The sequence below is a fragment of the Pseudomonas protegens CHA0 genome, from assembly GCF_000397205.1.
GTDB lineage: Bacteria > Pseudomonadota > Gammaproteobacteria > Pseudomonadales > Pseudomonadaceae > Aquipseudomonas > Aquipseudomonas protegens.
Genome location: NC_021237.1, coordinates 2,005,010 through 2,018,537 on the forward strand (window position 1 = coordinate 2,005,010; position 13,528 = coordinate 2,018,537).

General features: G+C 63.0%; 12 protein-coding genes. 10 read left to right on the plus strand and 2 right to left on the minus strand.

Annotation, left to right across the window (positions count from 1 at the left end; translation table 11 throughout):
• Positions 1 to 32: 32 nt before the first annotated feature.
• The 4 genes from PFLCHA0_RS09085 to PFLCHA0_RS09100 are packed head-to-tail and all read left to right on the plus strand — an operon-like array spanning position 33 to position 4,418.
• Complete coding sequence (locus PFLCHA0_RS09085; RefSeq protein WP_011060107.1) at positions 33 to 503, plus strand: (2Fe-2S)-binding protein; 471 nt, start codon at positions 33 to 35, stop codon at positions 501 to 503.
• Entirely contained in the window at positions 500 to 2,815 is a 2,316-nt protein-coding gene (locus tag PFLCHA0_RS09090) for a xanthine dehydrogenase family protein molybdopterin-binding subunit (RefSeq protein WP_015634700.1), read from the plus strand. The genes PFLCHA0_RS09085 and PFLCHA0_RS09090 overlap by 4 nt, the downstream gene beginning before the upstream one ends.
• Positions 2,815 to 3,810, plus strand: a complete 996-nt coding sequence (locus tag PFLCHA0_RS09095; RefSeq protein ID WP_015634701.1) for an XdhC family protein — start codon at positions 2,815 to 2,817, stop codon at positions 3,808 to 3,810. Before PFLCHA0_RS09090 ends, PFLCHA0_RS09095 begins: the two co-directional genes overlap by 1 nt.
• Positions 3,807 to 4,418, plus strand: coding sequence for a nucleotidyltransferase family protein (locus PFLCHA0_RS09100; protein ID WP_015634702.1), 612 nt, complete (start codon positions 3,807 to 3,809; stop codon positions 4,416 to 4,418). Before PFLCHA0_RS09095 ends, PFLCHA0_RS09100 begins: the two co-directional genes overlap by 4 nt.
• Positions 4,419 to 4,468: 50 nt before the next feature.
• On the opposite strand, the gene rne is transcribed toward PFLCHA0_RS09100, so the two are convergent.
• Positions 4,469 to 7,687, minus strand: a complete 3,219-nt coding sequence (gene rne, locus PFLCHA0_RS09105; protein ID WP_015634703.1) for a ribonuclease E — start codon at positions 7,685 to 7,687, stop codon at positions 4,469 to 4,471.
• Positions 7,688 to 8,401: 714 nt separating this feature from the next.
• Here rne and rluC point away from each other — a divergent pair.
• The 3 genes from rluC to sppA are packed head-to-tail and all read left to right on the plus strand — an operon-like array spanning position 8,402 to position 11,021.
• Complete coding sequence (gene rluC / locus PFLCHA0_RS09110) at positions 8,402 to 9,358, plus strand: 23S rRNA pseudouridine(955/2504/2580) synthase RluC (protein WP_011060111.1); 957 nt, start codon at positions 8,402 to 8,404, stop codon at positions 9,356 to 9,358.
• Positions 9,348 to 10,010, plus strand: a complete 663-nt coding sequence (locus tag PFLCHA0_RS09115) for an HAD-IA family hydrolase (RefSeq protein ID WP_015634704.1) — start codon at positions 9,348 to 9,350, stop codon at positions 10,008 to 10,010. The genes rluC and PFLCHA0_RS09115 overlap by 11 nt, the downstream gene beginning before the upstream one ends.
• 21 nt (positions 10,011 to 10,031) lie before the next feature.
• Positions 10,032 to 11,021, plus strand: a complete 990-nt coding sequence (sppA, locus tag PFLCHA0_RS09120) for a signal peptide peptidase SppA (protein WP_015634705.1) — start codon at positions 10,032 to 10,034, stop codon at positions 11,019 to 11,021.
• A 53-nt stretch (positions 11,022 to 11,074) separates the two neighbouring features.
• Here sppA and PFLCHA0_RS09125 read toward each other — a convergent pair whose 3' ends face one another.
• Entirely contained in the window at positions 11,075 to 11,653 is a 579-nt protein-coding gene (locus PFLCHA0_RS09125; RefSeq protein WP_015634706.1) for a Maf family protein, read from the minus strand.
• Between the two features lie 105 nt (positions 11,654 to 11,758).
• On the opposite strand from PFLCHA0_RS09125, the gene PFLCHA0_RS09130 reads away from it, so the two are divergent.
• Genes PFLCHA0_RS09130 through plsX form a run of 3 tightly spaced genes read left to right on the plus strand, consistent with a single transcriptional unit; the run spans position 11,759 to position 13,496 of the window.
• Entirely contained in the window at positions 11,759 to 12,286 is a 528-nt protein-coding gene (locus tag PFLCHA0_RS09130) for a YceD family protein (protein WP_011060115.1), read from the plus strand.
• A 13-nt stretch (positions 12,287 to 12,299) separates the two neighbouring features.
• Positions 12,300 to 12,482, plus strand: a complete 183-nt coding sequence (rpmF, locus tag PFLCHA0_RS31085) for a 50S ribosomal protein L32 (RefSeq protein WP_003179396.1) — start codon at positions 12,300 to 12,302, stop codon at positions 12,480 to 12,482.
• A gap of 3 nt (positions 12,483 to 12,485) precedes the next feature.
• A complete protein-coding gene (plsX, locus tag PFLCHA0_RS09135) occupies positions 12,486 to 13,496 on the plus strand; it encodes a phosphate acyltransferase PlsX (protein ID WP_072451636.1) in 1,011 nt (336 codons plus the stop codon).
• Positions 13,497 to 13,528 lie beyond the last annotated feature (32 nt).

The window sequence follows — 13,528 nt, forward strand, 5'->3', positions numbered from 1 at the left end:
GACCCCATCACTCAGAAAATGCGGGCGTGCCCATGATTACCCTGAAGCTCAACGGTCAAGATCATCAACTGGACGTCACCGAGGACATGCCGCTGCTGTGGGCTATCCGCGACGTGGCGGGCTACAACGGTACCAAGTTCGGCTGCGGCATGGGCCTGTGCGGCGCCTGTACGATTCATATCGACGGCGACCCGGCGCGCAGTTGCATCACGCCGATAGGCTCGGTGCAGGGCAAGAACGTCAGCACCATCGACAACCTGCATACCGACCCGGTAGGGCAGGTGGTGCAGCAGGCCTGGCTGGATACGGCGGTGGCCCAGTGCGGTTACTGCCAGGGCGGGCAGATCATGTCGGCCACTGCCTTGCTCAAGGTCCACCCCAACCCCAGCGACGAGCAGATCGAAGAGGCGATGCTCGGCAATATCTGCCGCTGCGGTACTTACAACCGGATCAAGACCGCGATCCGCCAGGCTTCCAGCCATCTGCAGGAGGCCAAGGCATGAACCGCCTACCGCAGGATTTTGCCCTGAGCAACCTCAGCCGCCGGGGCTTTCTCAAAGGTGTGGGGGCCACTGGAGCCCTGGTGCTGGCTGCGAGCTGGGGCTGGCAGGAAGCCTTTGCCGAGGCCAAGAAATTCGGTGCCGACGGCATGCCCCACGGCTGGGTCGATGACCCCAAGGTCTACGTGAGCATTGCCAGCGACGGCAGCGTCACGGTGATCTGCAATCGCTCGGAGATGGGCCAGGGCGTGCGCACCAGCCTGAGCATGGTGGTGGCCGATGAGCTGGACGCCGACTGGGCGCAGGTCAAGGTTCGCCAGGCACCGGGTGACGAGGTGCGTTTCGGCAACCAGGACACCGACGGCTCGCGCAGCATGCGTCATTGGTACGAGCCCATGCGCCGCTGTGGCGCGGCTGCGCGGACCATGCTGGAACAGGCCGCCGCTGCGCAGTGGCAGGTGCCATTGGCGCAGTGTCGGGCGCAGTTGCACAAGGTGGTTCACCAGCCCACCGGGCGTGAGCTGGGCTATGGCGCCCTGGCCGCTGCGGCAGGCGCCCTGGCGGTGCCTGCCCGGGATAGCCTGCGCCTGAAGCAGCCCGGGGAGTTCCGCTACATCGGCAAGGAGGCCACCCGGGCCATTGATGGCCAGGACATCGTCAACGGCCGTGCGGTGTACGGCGCCGATGTGCATTTCGACGGCATGCTGTTCGCGGCGGTGGCGCGGCCCCGGGTGTATGGCGGCAAGGTCAAGTCGGTGGATGACAGCGCAGCCTTGAAGGTGCCGGGGGTGATCAAGGTCATGCCCATCGACAGCCGCCCCTTGCCTTCGGAGTTCCAGCCCCTGGGCGGCGTGGCTGTGGTGGCGAGCAACACCTGGGCGGCGATCAAGGGCCGCGATGCCTTGAGGATCGAGTGGGAGGATGGCGCCAACGCTGGCTACGACTCCATCCAATACCGCAAGCAACTGGAGGCGGCGGCGCGGCAACCGGGCAAGGTGGTGCGCAGTACCGGCAACCTGGATGAGGCCCTGAAGGGCGCCGAGAGCAGCCTGGAGGCCAGCTATTACCTGCCGCACCTGGCCCAGGCGCCGATGGAGCCGATGGTGGCCGTGGCGCGATTCCAGGACGGTCGCTGCGAGGCGTGGGCACCGAGCCAGGCGCCACAGGTGACCCGCGAGCGAATCGCCGAACGCCTGGGGATCGGCTTCGAGCAGGTCACGGTGAACGTCACGCTGCTGGGCGGCGGCTTCGGGCGCAAGTCCAAGCCCGACTTCATCCTGGAGGCGGCGATCCTGGCCAAGGCCTTTCCCGGCAAGGCGGTGCGGGTGCAGTGGACCCGCGAGGACGATATCCACAACTCCTACTTCCATACCGTGTCGGCGGAATACCTCAAGGCCGGGCTGAACAAGGACGGCCTGCCGGCGGCCTGGCTGCACCGCACCGTGGCGCCGAGCATCACCGCGCTGTTCGCCCCGGGGATGAATCACGAAGGCGCCTTCGAGCTGGGCATGGGCTTTACCAATATGGCCTACGCGATTCCCAACGTGCGCCTGGAAAACCCCGAGGCCGCGGCCCATACCCGGGTCGGCTGGTACCGTTCGGTGTCGAACATTCCCCATGGCTTCGCGATCCAGAGTTTTGTCGACGAACTGGCCCACAAGGCCGGCCAGGATCCGCTGCAGTACCAGCTCAAGCTGCTGGGGCCGGATCGTCAGATCGACCCCCGAACCCTGAGCGAGGAGTGGAACTACGGCGAATCCCCCGAGCGCTACCCCATTGATACCGGGCGCCTGCGCACGGTGCTGGAAACCGCGGCCAAGGCGGCCGGCTGGGGGCGCTCGCTGCCCAAGGGACGCGGTCTGGGGCTGGCCGTGCACTACAGCTTCGTGACCTATGTGGCGGCGGTGATCGAGGTGGAAGTGAAGGACGATGGCACGCTGATCGTGCATCAGGCCGATATCGCCGTGGATTGCGGCCCGCAGATCAACCCCGAGCGTATCCGCTCGCAATTCGAAGGGGCCTGCGTCATGGGCCTGGGCAATGCGGTGCTGGGGGAGATCAGCTTCAAGGAGGGCAAGGTCCAGCAGGACAATTTCCATATGTACGAAGTGGCGCGCATGTCCCTGGCGCCGAAACAGGTGCAGGTGCACCTGGTGACGCCGCCGGGGGACGTGCCCCTGGGCGGGGTGGGAGAGCCCGGTGTGCCGCCGATTGCGCCGGCCCTTTGCAACGCGATCTTCGCCGCCACCGGCAAGCGCATACGCAACCTGCCGGTGCGCTACCAGTTGCAGGGCTGGCAGCAGGCGAGCGCCTGATGGACAGCGTCGACCTGAATGTCCTGCTCAGTGTCCTGGAATGGCGGCGCGCCGGGCGCGGCGTGCTGCTGTACAGCGTGGTGCAGACCTGGGGCAGCGCGCCGCGGCCACCCGGCGCCATGCTGGCCCTGCGCGACGACGGGGTGGTGATCGGCTCGGTGTCCGGAGGCTGTATCGAGGATGACCTGATCAGCCGCCAGGGCGATGGGCGCCTGTCTCGCCACGGGCCGCCGGTGCAACTGGTGACCTACGGCGTGACCCTGGAGGAAGCGGCGCGATTCGGCCTGCCCTGCGGCGGCACCTTGCGCCTCACCGAAGAGCGGGTTGGCGACCCGGCCTGGGTCGCCGAATTGCTCCAGCGCTGCGAAGCCCACCAGATCGTGGCCCGGGAGCTGAACCTGGGCACCGGCCAGGTGCTGCTCAAAGCTGCGAACCGTGGCGATGAATTGGCGTTTGACGGGGTCACCCTGCGGGCGATCTACGGACCACGCTGGCGCTTGCTGCTGATCGGCGCCGGGCAGTTATCGCGCTATGTGGCGCAGATGGCCCGCTTGCTGGATTTCGAGGTGCTGATCTGCGATCCGCGCCAGGAGTTCGTGCATGGCTGGGAGGGGCAGGATGGACGTTTTGTCGCCGGGATGCCCGACGATGCGGTGCTGAGCATCGAGCCCGACGAGCGCACGGCGGTGGTGGCCCTGACCCATGATCCGCGCCTGGATGACATGGCGCTGCTGACGGCGCTCGACTCCCGGGCATTTTACGTCGGCGCCCTGGGTTCCCGGGCCAACAGCCAGAAGCGCCGGGACAATCTGGCGCTGCTGGGTCTTTCGGCGCAGGCCATCGAGCGCTTGCACGGGCCGGTCGGATTGCCCATCGGCAGCCATACGCCGGCGGAGATTGCCTTGTCGTTGCTGGCCGAAATCGTCGCGCTGAAAAATGGTGTCGAACCGCTGCAGAAGAAGCTGCCAGTGCGAGTGGCGGAGATGGTGAGGTGAGCCGCAGGCCTTGCGCAATCATCCTGGCGGCGGGGCAGGGCAGGCGTTTTCGCCAGGTGGCCGGGGCCGGGCAGGACAAGCTGCTGGCGCCCTGCCGTGGGCGTGACGGGGTGCAGCGGCCGGTGCTGGAGCAGGTACTGGTGAGCCTGCCGGTGGACGTTGCCCGGCGAGTGCTGGTGACCACGGCGGATCGACCCCAGGTGGTGGATCTGGCGCGTGCCTACGGTTGTCAGGTACTGGTGCTGGAGTCCGTGGGCATGGGGCACAGCCTGGCCGCGGCAGTGGCTGCCTGCGCCGATGCCCATGGCTGGATGGTCTGGCTGGGGGACATGCCCTTTATCCTGCCCGCCACCGCCAGTCGGGTGATGGAGGCAATGACCGAGGAGGGCATCAGCGTGCCGCGGCTGGGGGATGAGTTGGGTCATCCGGTGGGCTTTGGCCGGTCTTATGGCGCAGCGTTGCAGGGCCTGTCTGGTGATCGGGGAGCCCGGCCGCTGTTCGCTTCGGGGCGGGTGGTGGAAGTTTCGGTGACGGATCCGGGGGTGACCTGGGATGTGGACGTTCCGCAGGCGTTGCTGTTTCCGGATTGTCAGGTGCTCCAGGTATAAAAAAGCCCCGCCCGGTTACCCGGGCGGGGCTTTTTCATGGGCTGCTGGAATCAGACGAGAGGTTTAGGCTCGTGCTGTTCTTCCTCGGCATGCACAGCGTGCTCGACAGCGCGCGGTGCTTGCTCGGCCACAGGGGCCGCTTCTTCCACTGCAGGTTCGGCCACTGGCGCCGGTGCAGTCTCTTCGGCTGGCGCAGGGGGGGCCTCGACCACCTCCGGCGCTTCTACCGGAGCCGGCTCGGCGGTCACCACGGCTTCAGCCGGAGCAGCAGCGGCAGCCAGCTCGGCTTCCTTCTGCAGGCGCTCGGCTTCACGCTTGCGGCGACGCACTTCGCGTGGGTCGTTCGGTGCACGGCCATTGCTGGTCAGGGTGCTGACCGGCGCGGCTTCAGCTTCGACAGCGGGTGCAGGCTCTTCGGCCACCACCGGTGCTGCAACCGGAGCCGGCTCTTCAACCTGGGCAGGCTGCTGGGCCGCTACAGGCTCTTCAACCACCACTGCTGGCTCGGCAACTGGGGCTGGCGCAGGGGCTTCCTGAACCGGCTCGATGGCCTTTTCTTCAACCACTGGCGCCTGGGCTACAGGTTCTGCTGCCGGTTGTTCGGCAACCACAGGCTGGGCTTCGACAACCACGGCCGGTTCGGCAGCCACTTCAACCTGAGCCTGCTCTTCAGCCACTGGAGCCACTTCCACTGCAGGAACCACTGGGGCTTCTACCGGCGTGGTGGCTTCAACCACTGGGGCTTCCGGAGCCTTGTCTTCTACAGCGGCAGTCGCACGTTCGGCTTGCTGGTGAGCTTCGGCTTCAGCGTTGGCGCTGATGGCGGTGCTGGCAACCGCGGCAGTTACCGCAAGGCCGGCAGCCAGATCGGCGCTGCTTGGCTCTTCGGCGTTTTCTTCCGAGCCTTCGATCACATTGCCGTTGGCATCACGTTGACGCTCGCGACGGTTGCTGCGACGACGCTGGCCGCGGGAGCGACGACGTGGGCGTTCGCCTTCGGCGTTGTCCTGGCCGTCTTCCTGCAGTTGCTCTTCGTTCGGCAGCGCTTCTTCTTCGCTGGCGGCAGCGGCTTGAGCCTGTTCGGCACGTGGTTGGCGCTCTTCACGTGGCGCACGTGGCTGGCGCTCTTCGCGAGGCTGGCGCGCCGGACGTTCTTCGGCAACAACGGCGGCGGTAGCAGCGGCTGCAGCTGGAGCGGCGTCCAGAGGCTCGCGCAGTTCACGCACACGTTCTTCACGCTCGCCACGTGGCTTGCGCTCTTCACGCGGGGCGCGTGGCTGGCGTTCTTCGCGCGGTGCACGGGGTGCGCGTTCTTCGCGGGCTACCGCTTGAACTTCTTCACGGGCTTCGCGAACTTCGCGTGGCTGACGCTCTTCCCGTGGTGCGCGTTCTTCACGCGGAGCACGTTCTTCGCGCGGCTTGCGCTCTTCATCGCGGCGACCGTTACGGTTGCGGCTCTGCTGGCGGCCATTGCGACGCTGTTCTTCGTTGCTGCGAGCAGGGCGCTCGGTCACTGGCTTCTCGACCACGACCGGTGCGGCTGGCTCTTCCTTGGTAGCGAACAGGCTGACCAGGGACTTCACCAGGCCTTTGAACAGGCTTGGTTCGGCCACTGGAGCCGGTGCAGCTACAGGGGCAGCGACGACTTCGGTCGGAACCGGAGCGTTGGCGCGGGCCGGGGCAGTCTTCACTGCCGCTTCCTGGCGAACCAGGGTGCGGGTGGCGGCGGTTGGCTGGACTTCTTCGGCTTCGGCGGCGGCCGCTGCGATTTCGTAGCTGGACTGGTTGGTGTTGGCTTCCGGGCTGTCATCACGCAGGCGCTGAACTTCGAAGTGTGGCGTTTCGAGGTGATCGTTCGGCAGGATGACGATGCGGGCACGGGTGCGCAGTTCGATCTTGGTGATCGAGTTGCGTTTTTCGTTGAGCAGGAAAGCGGCGACCGGAATCGGCACTTGGGCGCGCACTTCGGCGGTGCGGTCTTTCAGGGCTTCTTCTTCGATCAGGCGCAGGATCGCCAGGGACAGCGACTCGACGTCACGGATGATGCCGGTGCCGTTGCAGCGCGGGCAGACGATGCCGCTGCTTTCGCCCAGGGATGGACGCAGGCGCTGACGGGACATTTCCAGCAGGCCGAAGCGCGAGATGCGGCCGATCTGCACGCGGGCGCGGTCGGCTTCCAGGCATTCGCGGACTTTTTCTTCCACGGCACGCTGGTTCTTGGCCGGGGTCATGTCGATGAAGTCGATGACGATCAGGCCGCCGATGTCACGCAGGCGCAGTTGGCGAGCGATTTCTTCCGCTGCTTCCAGGTTGGTCTGCAGGGCGGTTTCTTCGATGTCGCTGCCTTTGGTGGCGCGGGCCGAGTTGATGTCGATGGACACCAGGGCTTCGGTCGGATCGATGACGATGGAGCCGCCGGAAGGCAGTTCGACCACGCGCTGGAAAGCGGTCTCGATCTGGCTTTCGATCTGGAAACGGTTGAACAGCGGCACGCTGTCTTCGTACAGCTTGATCTTGCTGGCGTACTGCGGCATCACCTGGCGGATGAAGGTCAGGGCTTCGTCCTGGGCTTCAACACTGTCGATCAGCACTTCGCCGATGTCCTGGCGCAGGTAGTCGCGGATCGCGCGGATGATCACGTTGCTTTCCTGGTAGATCAGGAATGGCGCGGAACGATCCAGGGACGCTTCCTTGATGGCGGTCCAGAGTTGCAGCAGGTAGTCGAGGTCCCACTGCATCTCTTCGCTGCTGCGGCCCAGGCCGGCAGTGCGCACGATCAGGCCCATGTCGGCGGGTGCCACCAGGCCGTTCAGCGCTTCACGCAGTTCGTTGCGCTCTTCGCCTTCGATGCGGCGGGAGATACCGCCGGCACGCGGGTTGTTCGGCATCAGTACCAGGTAACGGCCGGCGAGGCTGATGAAGGTGGTCAGGGCGGCGCCCTTGTTGCCACGCTCTTCTTTCTCGACCTGGACGATGACTTCCTGGCCTTCGCTCAGGACGTCCTTGATGTTGACGCGGCCTTCGGGGGCTTTCTTGAAGTATTCGCGGGAGATTTCTTTGAGGGGCAGGAAGCCGTGGCGCTCAGAGCCGAAATCGACAAAGGCAGCCTCGAGGCTTGGTTCGATGCGAGTGATGCGGCCTTTATAGATGTTGGCCTTTTTCTGCTCGCGGGCTCCGGACTCGATGTCCAGGTCGTAGAGGCGCTGGCCGTCTACCAGAGCAACACGCAACTCTTCGGGTTGAGTTGCGTTAATCAGCATTCTTTTCATGTAGTACCGTCGGTTTCCGGGCTGCCGGAAACGGCGTTCGGCACACACGACTTCTCACGGTCGGTGTCAGGTGCGTCAGGAGTGGTTGACCACTCGAGTGTCTAGCGAGGTTCGTCCGGGTAACTAAGAACGAAGTCGCGACTTACGCGTCCTGCTTGCTGTGGTGACTAAGGCACCGCTTAAGCAAAAGTCTGTCAGGAGGAGGAATCAACCGGCGACTGTGGACGAGATGAAGCGTCTTGATAAAGCCTAATGCTACACAGTCCGACGGTTGTGCATCTCCACCCTACACGTATCCCTGATAATTCGGGTGCTGCCGCGCGCAGAATCCGCAGCGGGTTGGCATTTACCGTGAACTCCGAAAGGGGAGGTCACGCATCATGGCTAAAGGCGTTGTTTCCGCAACTTTCGCTCGGGATCGTTTGTCGCTGACTGCACTTTGTGAACTGGCCGTTAATCGCTGCGTAAAAGGCGAGTAGTCACTCTGCTTTCTACGGGTTTCAGGCCTCATGTCACCTGCGCTTGTTACAACGCCGAACTCTTCCGTTAGATAGTGAAAACTGCGTAGGACGGCCTTGCGTCCTTATGAATTGCGTTGGTCAGGGCCGGCTGTTTGCCGCTGTTCCTCTGCCCAGCCGCTTTTGGCGGCGTTCGCGACTATAGCAGCAATCATTAAGTGCTTCAAATCCATAAAAAATTGTTATCATTCGCGCCATGACGACTACTGCCCCCTCGACTCCAGGCGTTCAATTGCTTGAGGTCTCGCCGGAATATGCCGGCCAACGTATTGATAACTTCCTTCTCGCCCGGCTCAAAGGCGTGCCCAAGACCTTGATTTACCGCATTTTGCGTAAAGGCGAAGTGCGAGTGAACAAGGGGCGGATCAAGCCCGAGTACAAGCTGCAAGCGGGTGATGTGGTGCGCGTGCCTCCCGTGCGTGTGCCCGAGCGCGACGAGCCGGTGCCGCTGGCTCAAGGGCTGCTGCAGCGCCTGGAAGCCTCGATCGTCTTCGAAGACAAGGCCCTGATTGTGATCAACAAGCCTGCCGGGATTGCCGTGCATGGCGGCAGCGGCTTGAATTTCGGGGTGATCGAAGCCTTTCGTCAGTTGCGCCCGGACGCCAAGGAGCTGGAGCTGGTGCATCGCCTCGATCGGGACACCTCCGGCCTGCTGATGATCGCGAAAAAACGCAGCATGCTGCGTCATCTGCATGCCGCGCTGCGGGGCGATGGCGTGGACAAGCGCTACATGGCGCTGGTCCGTGGCCATTGGGCCACGGCGGTGAAGCAGGTGCGTGCGCCGCTGCTCAAGAGCAACCTGCGCTCCGGCGAGCGCATGGTGGAGGTCAACGAAGAGGGCAAGGAGGCCTTGACCGTGTTCAAGGTGCTGCGCCGCTTCGGTGATTTCGCCACCATGGTCGAGGCCAAGCCGGTGACCGGGCGTACCCACCAGATTCGTGTGCACACCCTGCATGCCGGGCACTGCATTGCCGGTGACAGCAAGTACGGCGATGACGATTTCACTCGCGAGATCCGTGAGCTGGGCGGCAAGCGCCTGTTTCTCCATGCCTATATGTTGACGGTGCCGCTGCCCGATGGCGGCGAGCTGAAATTGCAGGCCCCGGTGGATGAGATGTGGGCCAAGACCGTGGAGCGCCTGAGTGCACCCTGATTACAAACTGCTGATCTTCGACTGGGACGGCACTCTGGCCGATTCCATTGGTCGGATTGTCGAGTCGATGCACGCATCTGCTGATCGTTCCGGCTTTCCTCGCCGCGATGACTACGCCGTCAAGGGCATTATCGGTCTGGGGTTGCCAGAGGCGATTCGCACACTGTATCCGGAAATAGATGATGGGCAGTTGGTAGTCTTTCGTCAGCATTATGCGGATCACTACATTGCTCTCGAGGCAGAGCCTTCGCCTCTGTTTGCTGGAGTGGTGCAGTCTCTCGACGCCTTTCGGGATGAGGGGTATCAGCTGGCTGTCGCCACCGGCAAGGCCCGGCGAGGGCTGGATCGAGTGTTGAAGGCCCATGGTTGGGAAGGGTATTTCGATATCACCCGGGCGGCCGACGAAACTGCCAGCAAGCCTCATCCATTGATGCTGGAGGAAATCCTTGCTCATTGCGGGGTTGGGCCGCGGCAGGCTTTGATGGTTGGCGATTCGTCCTTTGATCTGTTGATGGCGCGCAATGCCGGAATGGATTCGGTGGCCGTGAGCTACGGTGCTCAGTCCATCGAGGCCTTGCAGGCATTCGAGCCGCGCTTGTCCATCGACCGTTTTCCTCAATTGCACGCCTGGCTGAGCCAGGGTGCCGATTAAGTTTTTGCTGGGGTAGCAGGCATGACCGACGAATGGAAGGCGCCGAGCAAGGCGGGCGCTGAAGGTGGTGATGATAAAAGCTGGAAACTGCTGGAGAAGACGCTGTTGGCCAGTGTCCAGGAACAGCGTCGCTCGCGGCGCTGGGGCATTTTCTTCAAGCTGTTGACCTTTGTTTACCTGTTCGCGGCGCTGGCGTTGTTCACGCCGCTGATGACCATGGAAAAGAATGCCACTCGTGGCGGTAGCTACACCGCGGTGATCGATGTCACGGGGGTGATTGCCGACAAGGAATCGGCCAGTGCTGACAATATTGTCGGCAGCCTGCGTACTGCGTTCGATGATTCCAAGGTCAAGGGCATTGTGCTGCGTATCAACAGCCCTGGCGGCAGCCCGGTGCAGTCCGGCTACGTCTATGACGAGATTCGTCGTCTGCGGGCTTTGCACAAGGACACCAAGGTCTACGCGGTGATCTCGGATCTCGGGGCGTCGGGTGCTTACTACATCGCCAGCGCTGCTGACGAGATCTATGCCGACAAGGCGAGCCTGGTGGGTTCCATTGGTGTGACGGCGGCCGGCTACGGCTTTGTCGGTACCATGGAGAAGCTGGGGGTTGAGCGTCGCACCTATACCTCGGGCGAGCACAAGTCGTTCCTGGATCCGTTTCAGCCGCAAAAGCCTGAAGAGACCCAGTTCTGGCAGGGCGTGCTGGACACCACTCATCGCCAGTTCATTGCCAGCGTCAAGCAGGGCCGTGGCGATCGCCTGAAGGACAAGGAGCATCCGGAGCTGTTCTCCGGCCTGGTGTGGTCGGGCGAGCAGGCGCTGCAATTGGGGTTGATCGATGGCCTGGGCAATACCAGTTCGGTGGCGCGGGATGTGATTGGCGAGAAAGAGGTGGTGGACTTTACCGTCCAGGAGTCGCCATTTGATCGCTTCTCGAAGAAGCTCGGTGCCAGCGTGGCAGAGCAGATCGCCATGTGGATGGGCTTTCAGGGCCCAACCTTGCGCTGATCGGGTGTTGCTCAATAAAAAGCCGGCTTGAGTGCCGGCTTTTTTATGGCGGCTCAGGGTGTCTCTACGCCCTCGGCCAGCAGCATGTCCACGAGGCGGATCAGTGGCAGGCCTATAAGGCTGGTGGCGTCGCTGCCGGCGGTGCTCTGGAACAGGCTGACCCCCAGGCCTTCGGCCTTGAAGCTGCCGGCGCAATCATAGGGCTGTTCGGCGTGCAGGTAGCGTTCGATGCGGGTGCTGTCCAGGAGGCGCATGTTGACCGTGAACGGGACGCAGTCGACTTGGCAGTGGCCGGTCTGGCTGTTGAGCAGGGCCAGGCCGGTGAGGAAGGTCACGCTGGCGCCGCTGGCGTCCAGCAGTTGCTGGCGGGCTTTTTCGAAGGTATGGGGTTTGCCGATGATGCGCTCGCCGAGCACCGCGACCTGGTCGGAACCGATGATCAGGTGTGCTGGATGGCTGCTTGCCAGGGCGCGGGCCTTTTCCTCGGCCAGGCGTTTCACCAGGGCCGTGGCAGACTCTCCGGGACGATGGCTTTCGTCGATGTCAGGAGAGCTGCAGGTGAAGGGCAGGCGCAGGCGGGACAGCAATTCCCGGCGGTAGGCCGAGCTTGAGGCGAGTAATAAAGGCAGCATGTGCGTCTCCTGAGGCAGGCCGGGAATTCTAGCGAGGCTTGCAAGTGACGGACAGGGCTGAATTTCCTTTGACATGGCCTGGTGCATCCCTATAATGCTGCGCCTATGTTGAATGACCCGATTCCACCTCACGTTGACCCGCGCAAATTGGCTGACCGTGGCACCACCCTTCAAGGTGAACTGCTGCTGGCCGATTTGGAGAGACTCTGCGACCCGCTTTCCGACAATGTCGGTACGGTGCAGGCTAAATTCGTTTTCGAGCGTGACGAGCGTAAAGCTGTAGTTATCCACAGCTCCATCGACGTCGAAGTCAAAATGGTTTGCCAGCGTTGTCTTGAGCTGGTCACCCTGCCGATCCACAGTGAGTGCAGTTACGCTGTGGTGAAGGAGGGTGCGAATACCCAGTCGTTGCCGAAAGGTTATGACGTGCTGGAACTGGGCGAAGATCCTTTGGATCTGCAGGCGTTGGTCGAGGAAGAGCTTTTGCTTGCCTTGCCAATCGTGCCTGCTCATCATCCGGAAGAATGCCAGCAGCCGGCGGGGCTCGATGAGCCCGAACCGAGCGAGGACGAGGTAACGCGGTCCAACCCGTTCAGTGTATTGGCGCAGTTAAAGCGTGACCCAAACGTTTAGGAGTTAATCAATTATGGCTGTTCAGCAGAACAAAAAATCCCGCTCTGCCCGTGACATGCGTCGTTCCCACGATGCTCTCGAGGCTAGCACCCTGTCCGTAGAAAAGACCACCGGTGAAGTTCACCTGCGTCACCACGTATCGCCAGAAGGCGTATACCGTGGTCGTAAAGTGATCGACAAGGGCGCTGACGAGTAATCCTTGTCCGCTCAAGTCATCGCGATTGACGCAATGGGCGGGGACTTCGGTCCCCGCAGCATTGTTCAGGCGAGTATTGCTTGTCTGTCTGCTACCCCCTCGCTGCACCTGACCCTGGTTGGTCAACCCTCCCTTCTTGAAGAACTGATTTCCGGTCAAACGGCTGTGGATCGCGCGCGCCTGACGATTACCCCTGCAAGCGAGGTGATCACCATGGACGAAAAGCCTTCCCAGGCCCTGCGGGGCAAGCCGGACTCTTCGATGCGGGTGGCCCTTGAGCTGTTGCGCGATGAGAAGGTCCAGGCCTGCGTCAGTGCCGGTAATACCGGTGCGCTGATGGCGCTGTCGCGTTATGTGCTGAAAACCCTGCCCGGAATCGATCGGCCGGCGATGGTGGCTGCCATCCCGACTCAGCGTGGCTATTGCCAATTGCTGGATCTGGGAGCCAACGTCGATTGCAGTGCCGAGCACCTGTTGCAGTTCGCCATCATGGGCTCGGTTGCGGCGGAAACCCTGGGCATCGTGCGGCCGCGGGTGGCCTTGCTGAATATCGGCACCGAGGACATCAAGGGCAACCAGCAGGTCAAGCTGGCGGCGAGCTTGCTGCAGCAGGCCCGCGGCCTCAACTACATCGGTTTCGTCGAGGGCGATGGGTTGTATCGGGGCGAGGCGGACGTGGTGGTGTGCGACGGTTTTGTCGGCAACATCCTGCTCAAGTCCAGCGAGGGGCTGGCGACCATGATCGCCGCTCGTATAGAAGCCTTGTTCAGGCAGAATCTGCTGTCCCGGGCTGTTGGGGCGCTGGCCTTGCCGCTGATGCGCAGGTTGCAGGCGGATCTGGCGCCGGCGCGGCACAACGGTGCGAGTTTCCTCGGCTTGCAGGGGATCGTGGTGAAGAGCCATGGTTCTGCAGGCGTTCAAGGTTTCCAGAGTGCCATTCAGCGGGCGTTGATCGAGATCCAGGAAGACCTGCCGCGCCGCTTGCATGGGCGTCTTGAAGACTTGTTGCTTTAGGCGTTTTCCCTGTGGAGTGCTTAAATGTGACC

Coding starts and splice junctions, on each gene's coding strand:
- PFLCHA0_RS09085 (WP_011060107.1), top strand. CDS start 33: ATGATTACCCTGAAGCTCAACGGTCAAGATCATCAACTGGACGTCACC.
- PFLCHA0_RS09090 (WP_015634700.1), top strand. CDS start 500: ATGAACCGCCTACCGCAGGATTTTGCCCTGAGCAACCTCAGCCGCCGG.
- PFLCHA0_RS09095 (WP_015634701.1), top strand. CDS start 2,815: ATGGACAGCGTCGACCTGAATGTCCTGCTCAGTGTCCTGGAATGGCGG.
- rne (WP_015634703.1), bottom strand. CDS start 7,687: ATGAAAAGAATGCTGATTAACGCAACTCAACCCGAAGAGTTGCGTGTT.
- rluC (WP_011060111.1), top strand. CDS start 8,402: ATGACGACTACTGCCCCCTCGACTCCAGGCGTTCAATTGCTTGAGGTC.
- sppA (WP_015634705.1), top strand. CDS start 10,032: ATGACCGACGAATGGAAGGCGCCGAGCAAGGCGGGCGCTGAAGGTGGT.
- PFLCHA0_RS09125 (WP_015634706.1), bottom strand. CDS start 11,653: ATGCTGCCTTTATTACTCGCCTCAAGCTCGGCCTACCGCCGGGAATTG.
- PFLCHA0_RS09130 (WP_011060115.1), top strand. CDS start 11,759: ATGTTGAATGACCCGATTCCACCTCACGTTGACCCGCGCAAATTGGCT.
- rpmF (WP_003179396.1), top strand. CDS start 12,300: ATGGCTGTTCAGCAGAACAAAAAATCCCGCTCTGCCCGTGACATGCGT.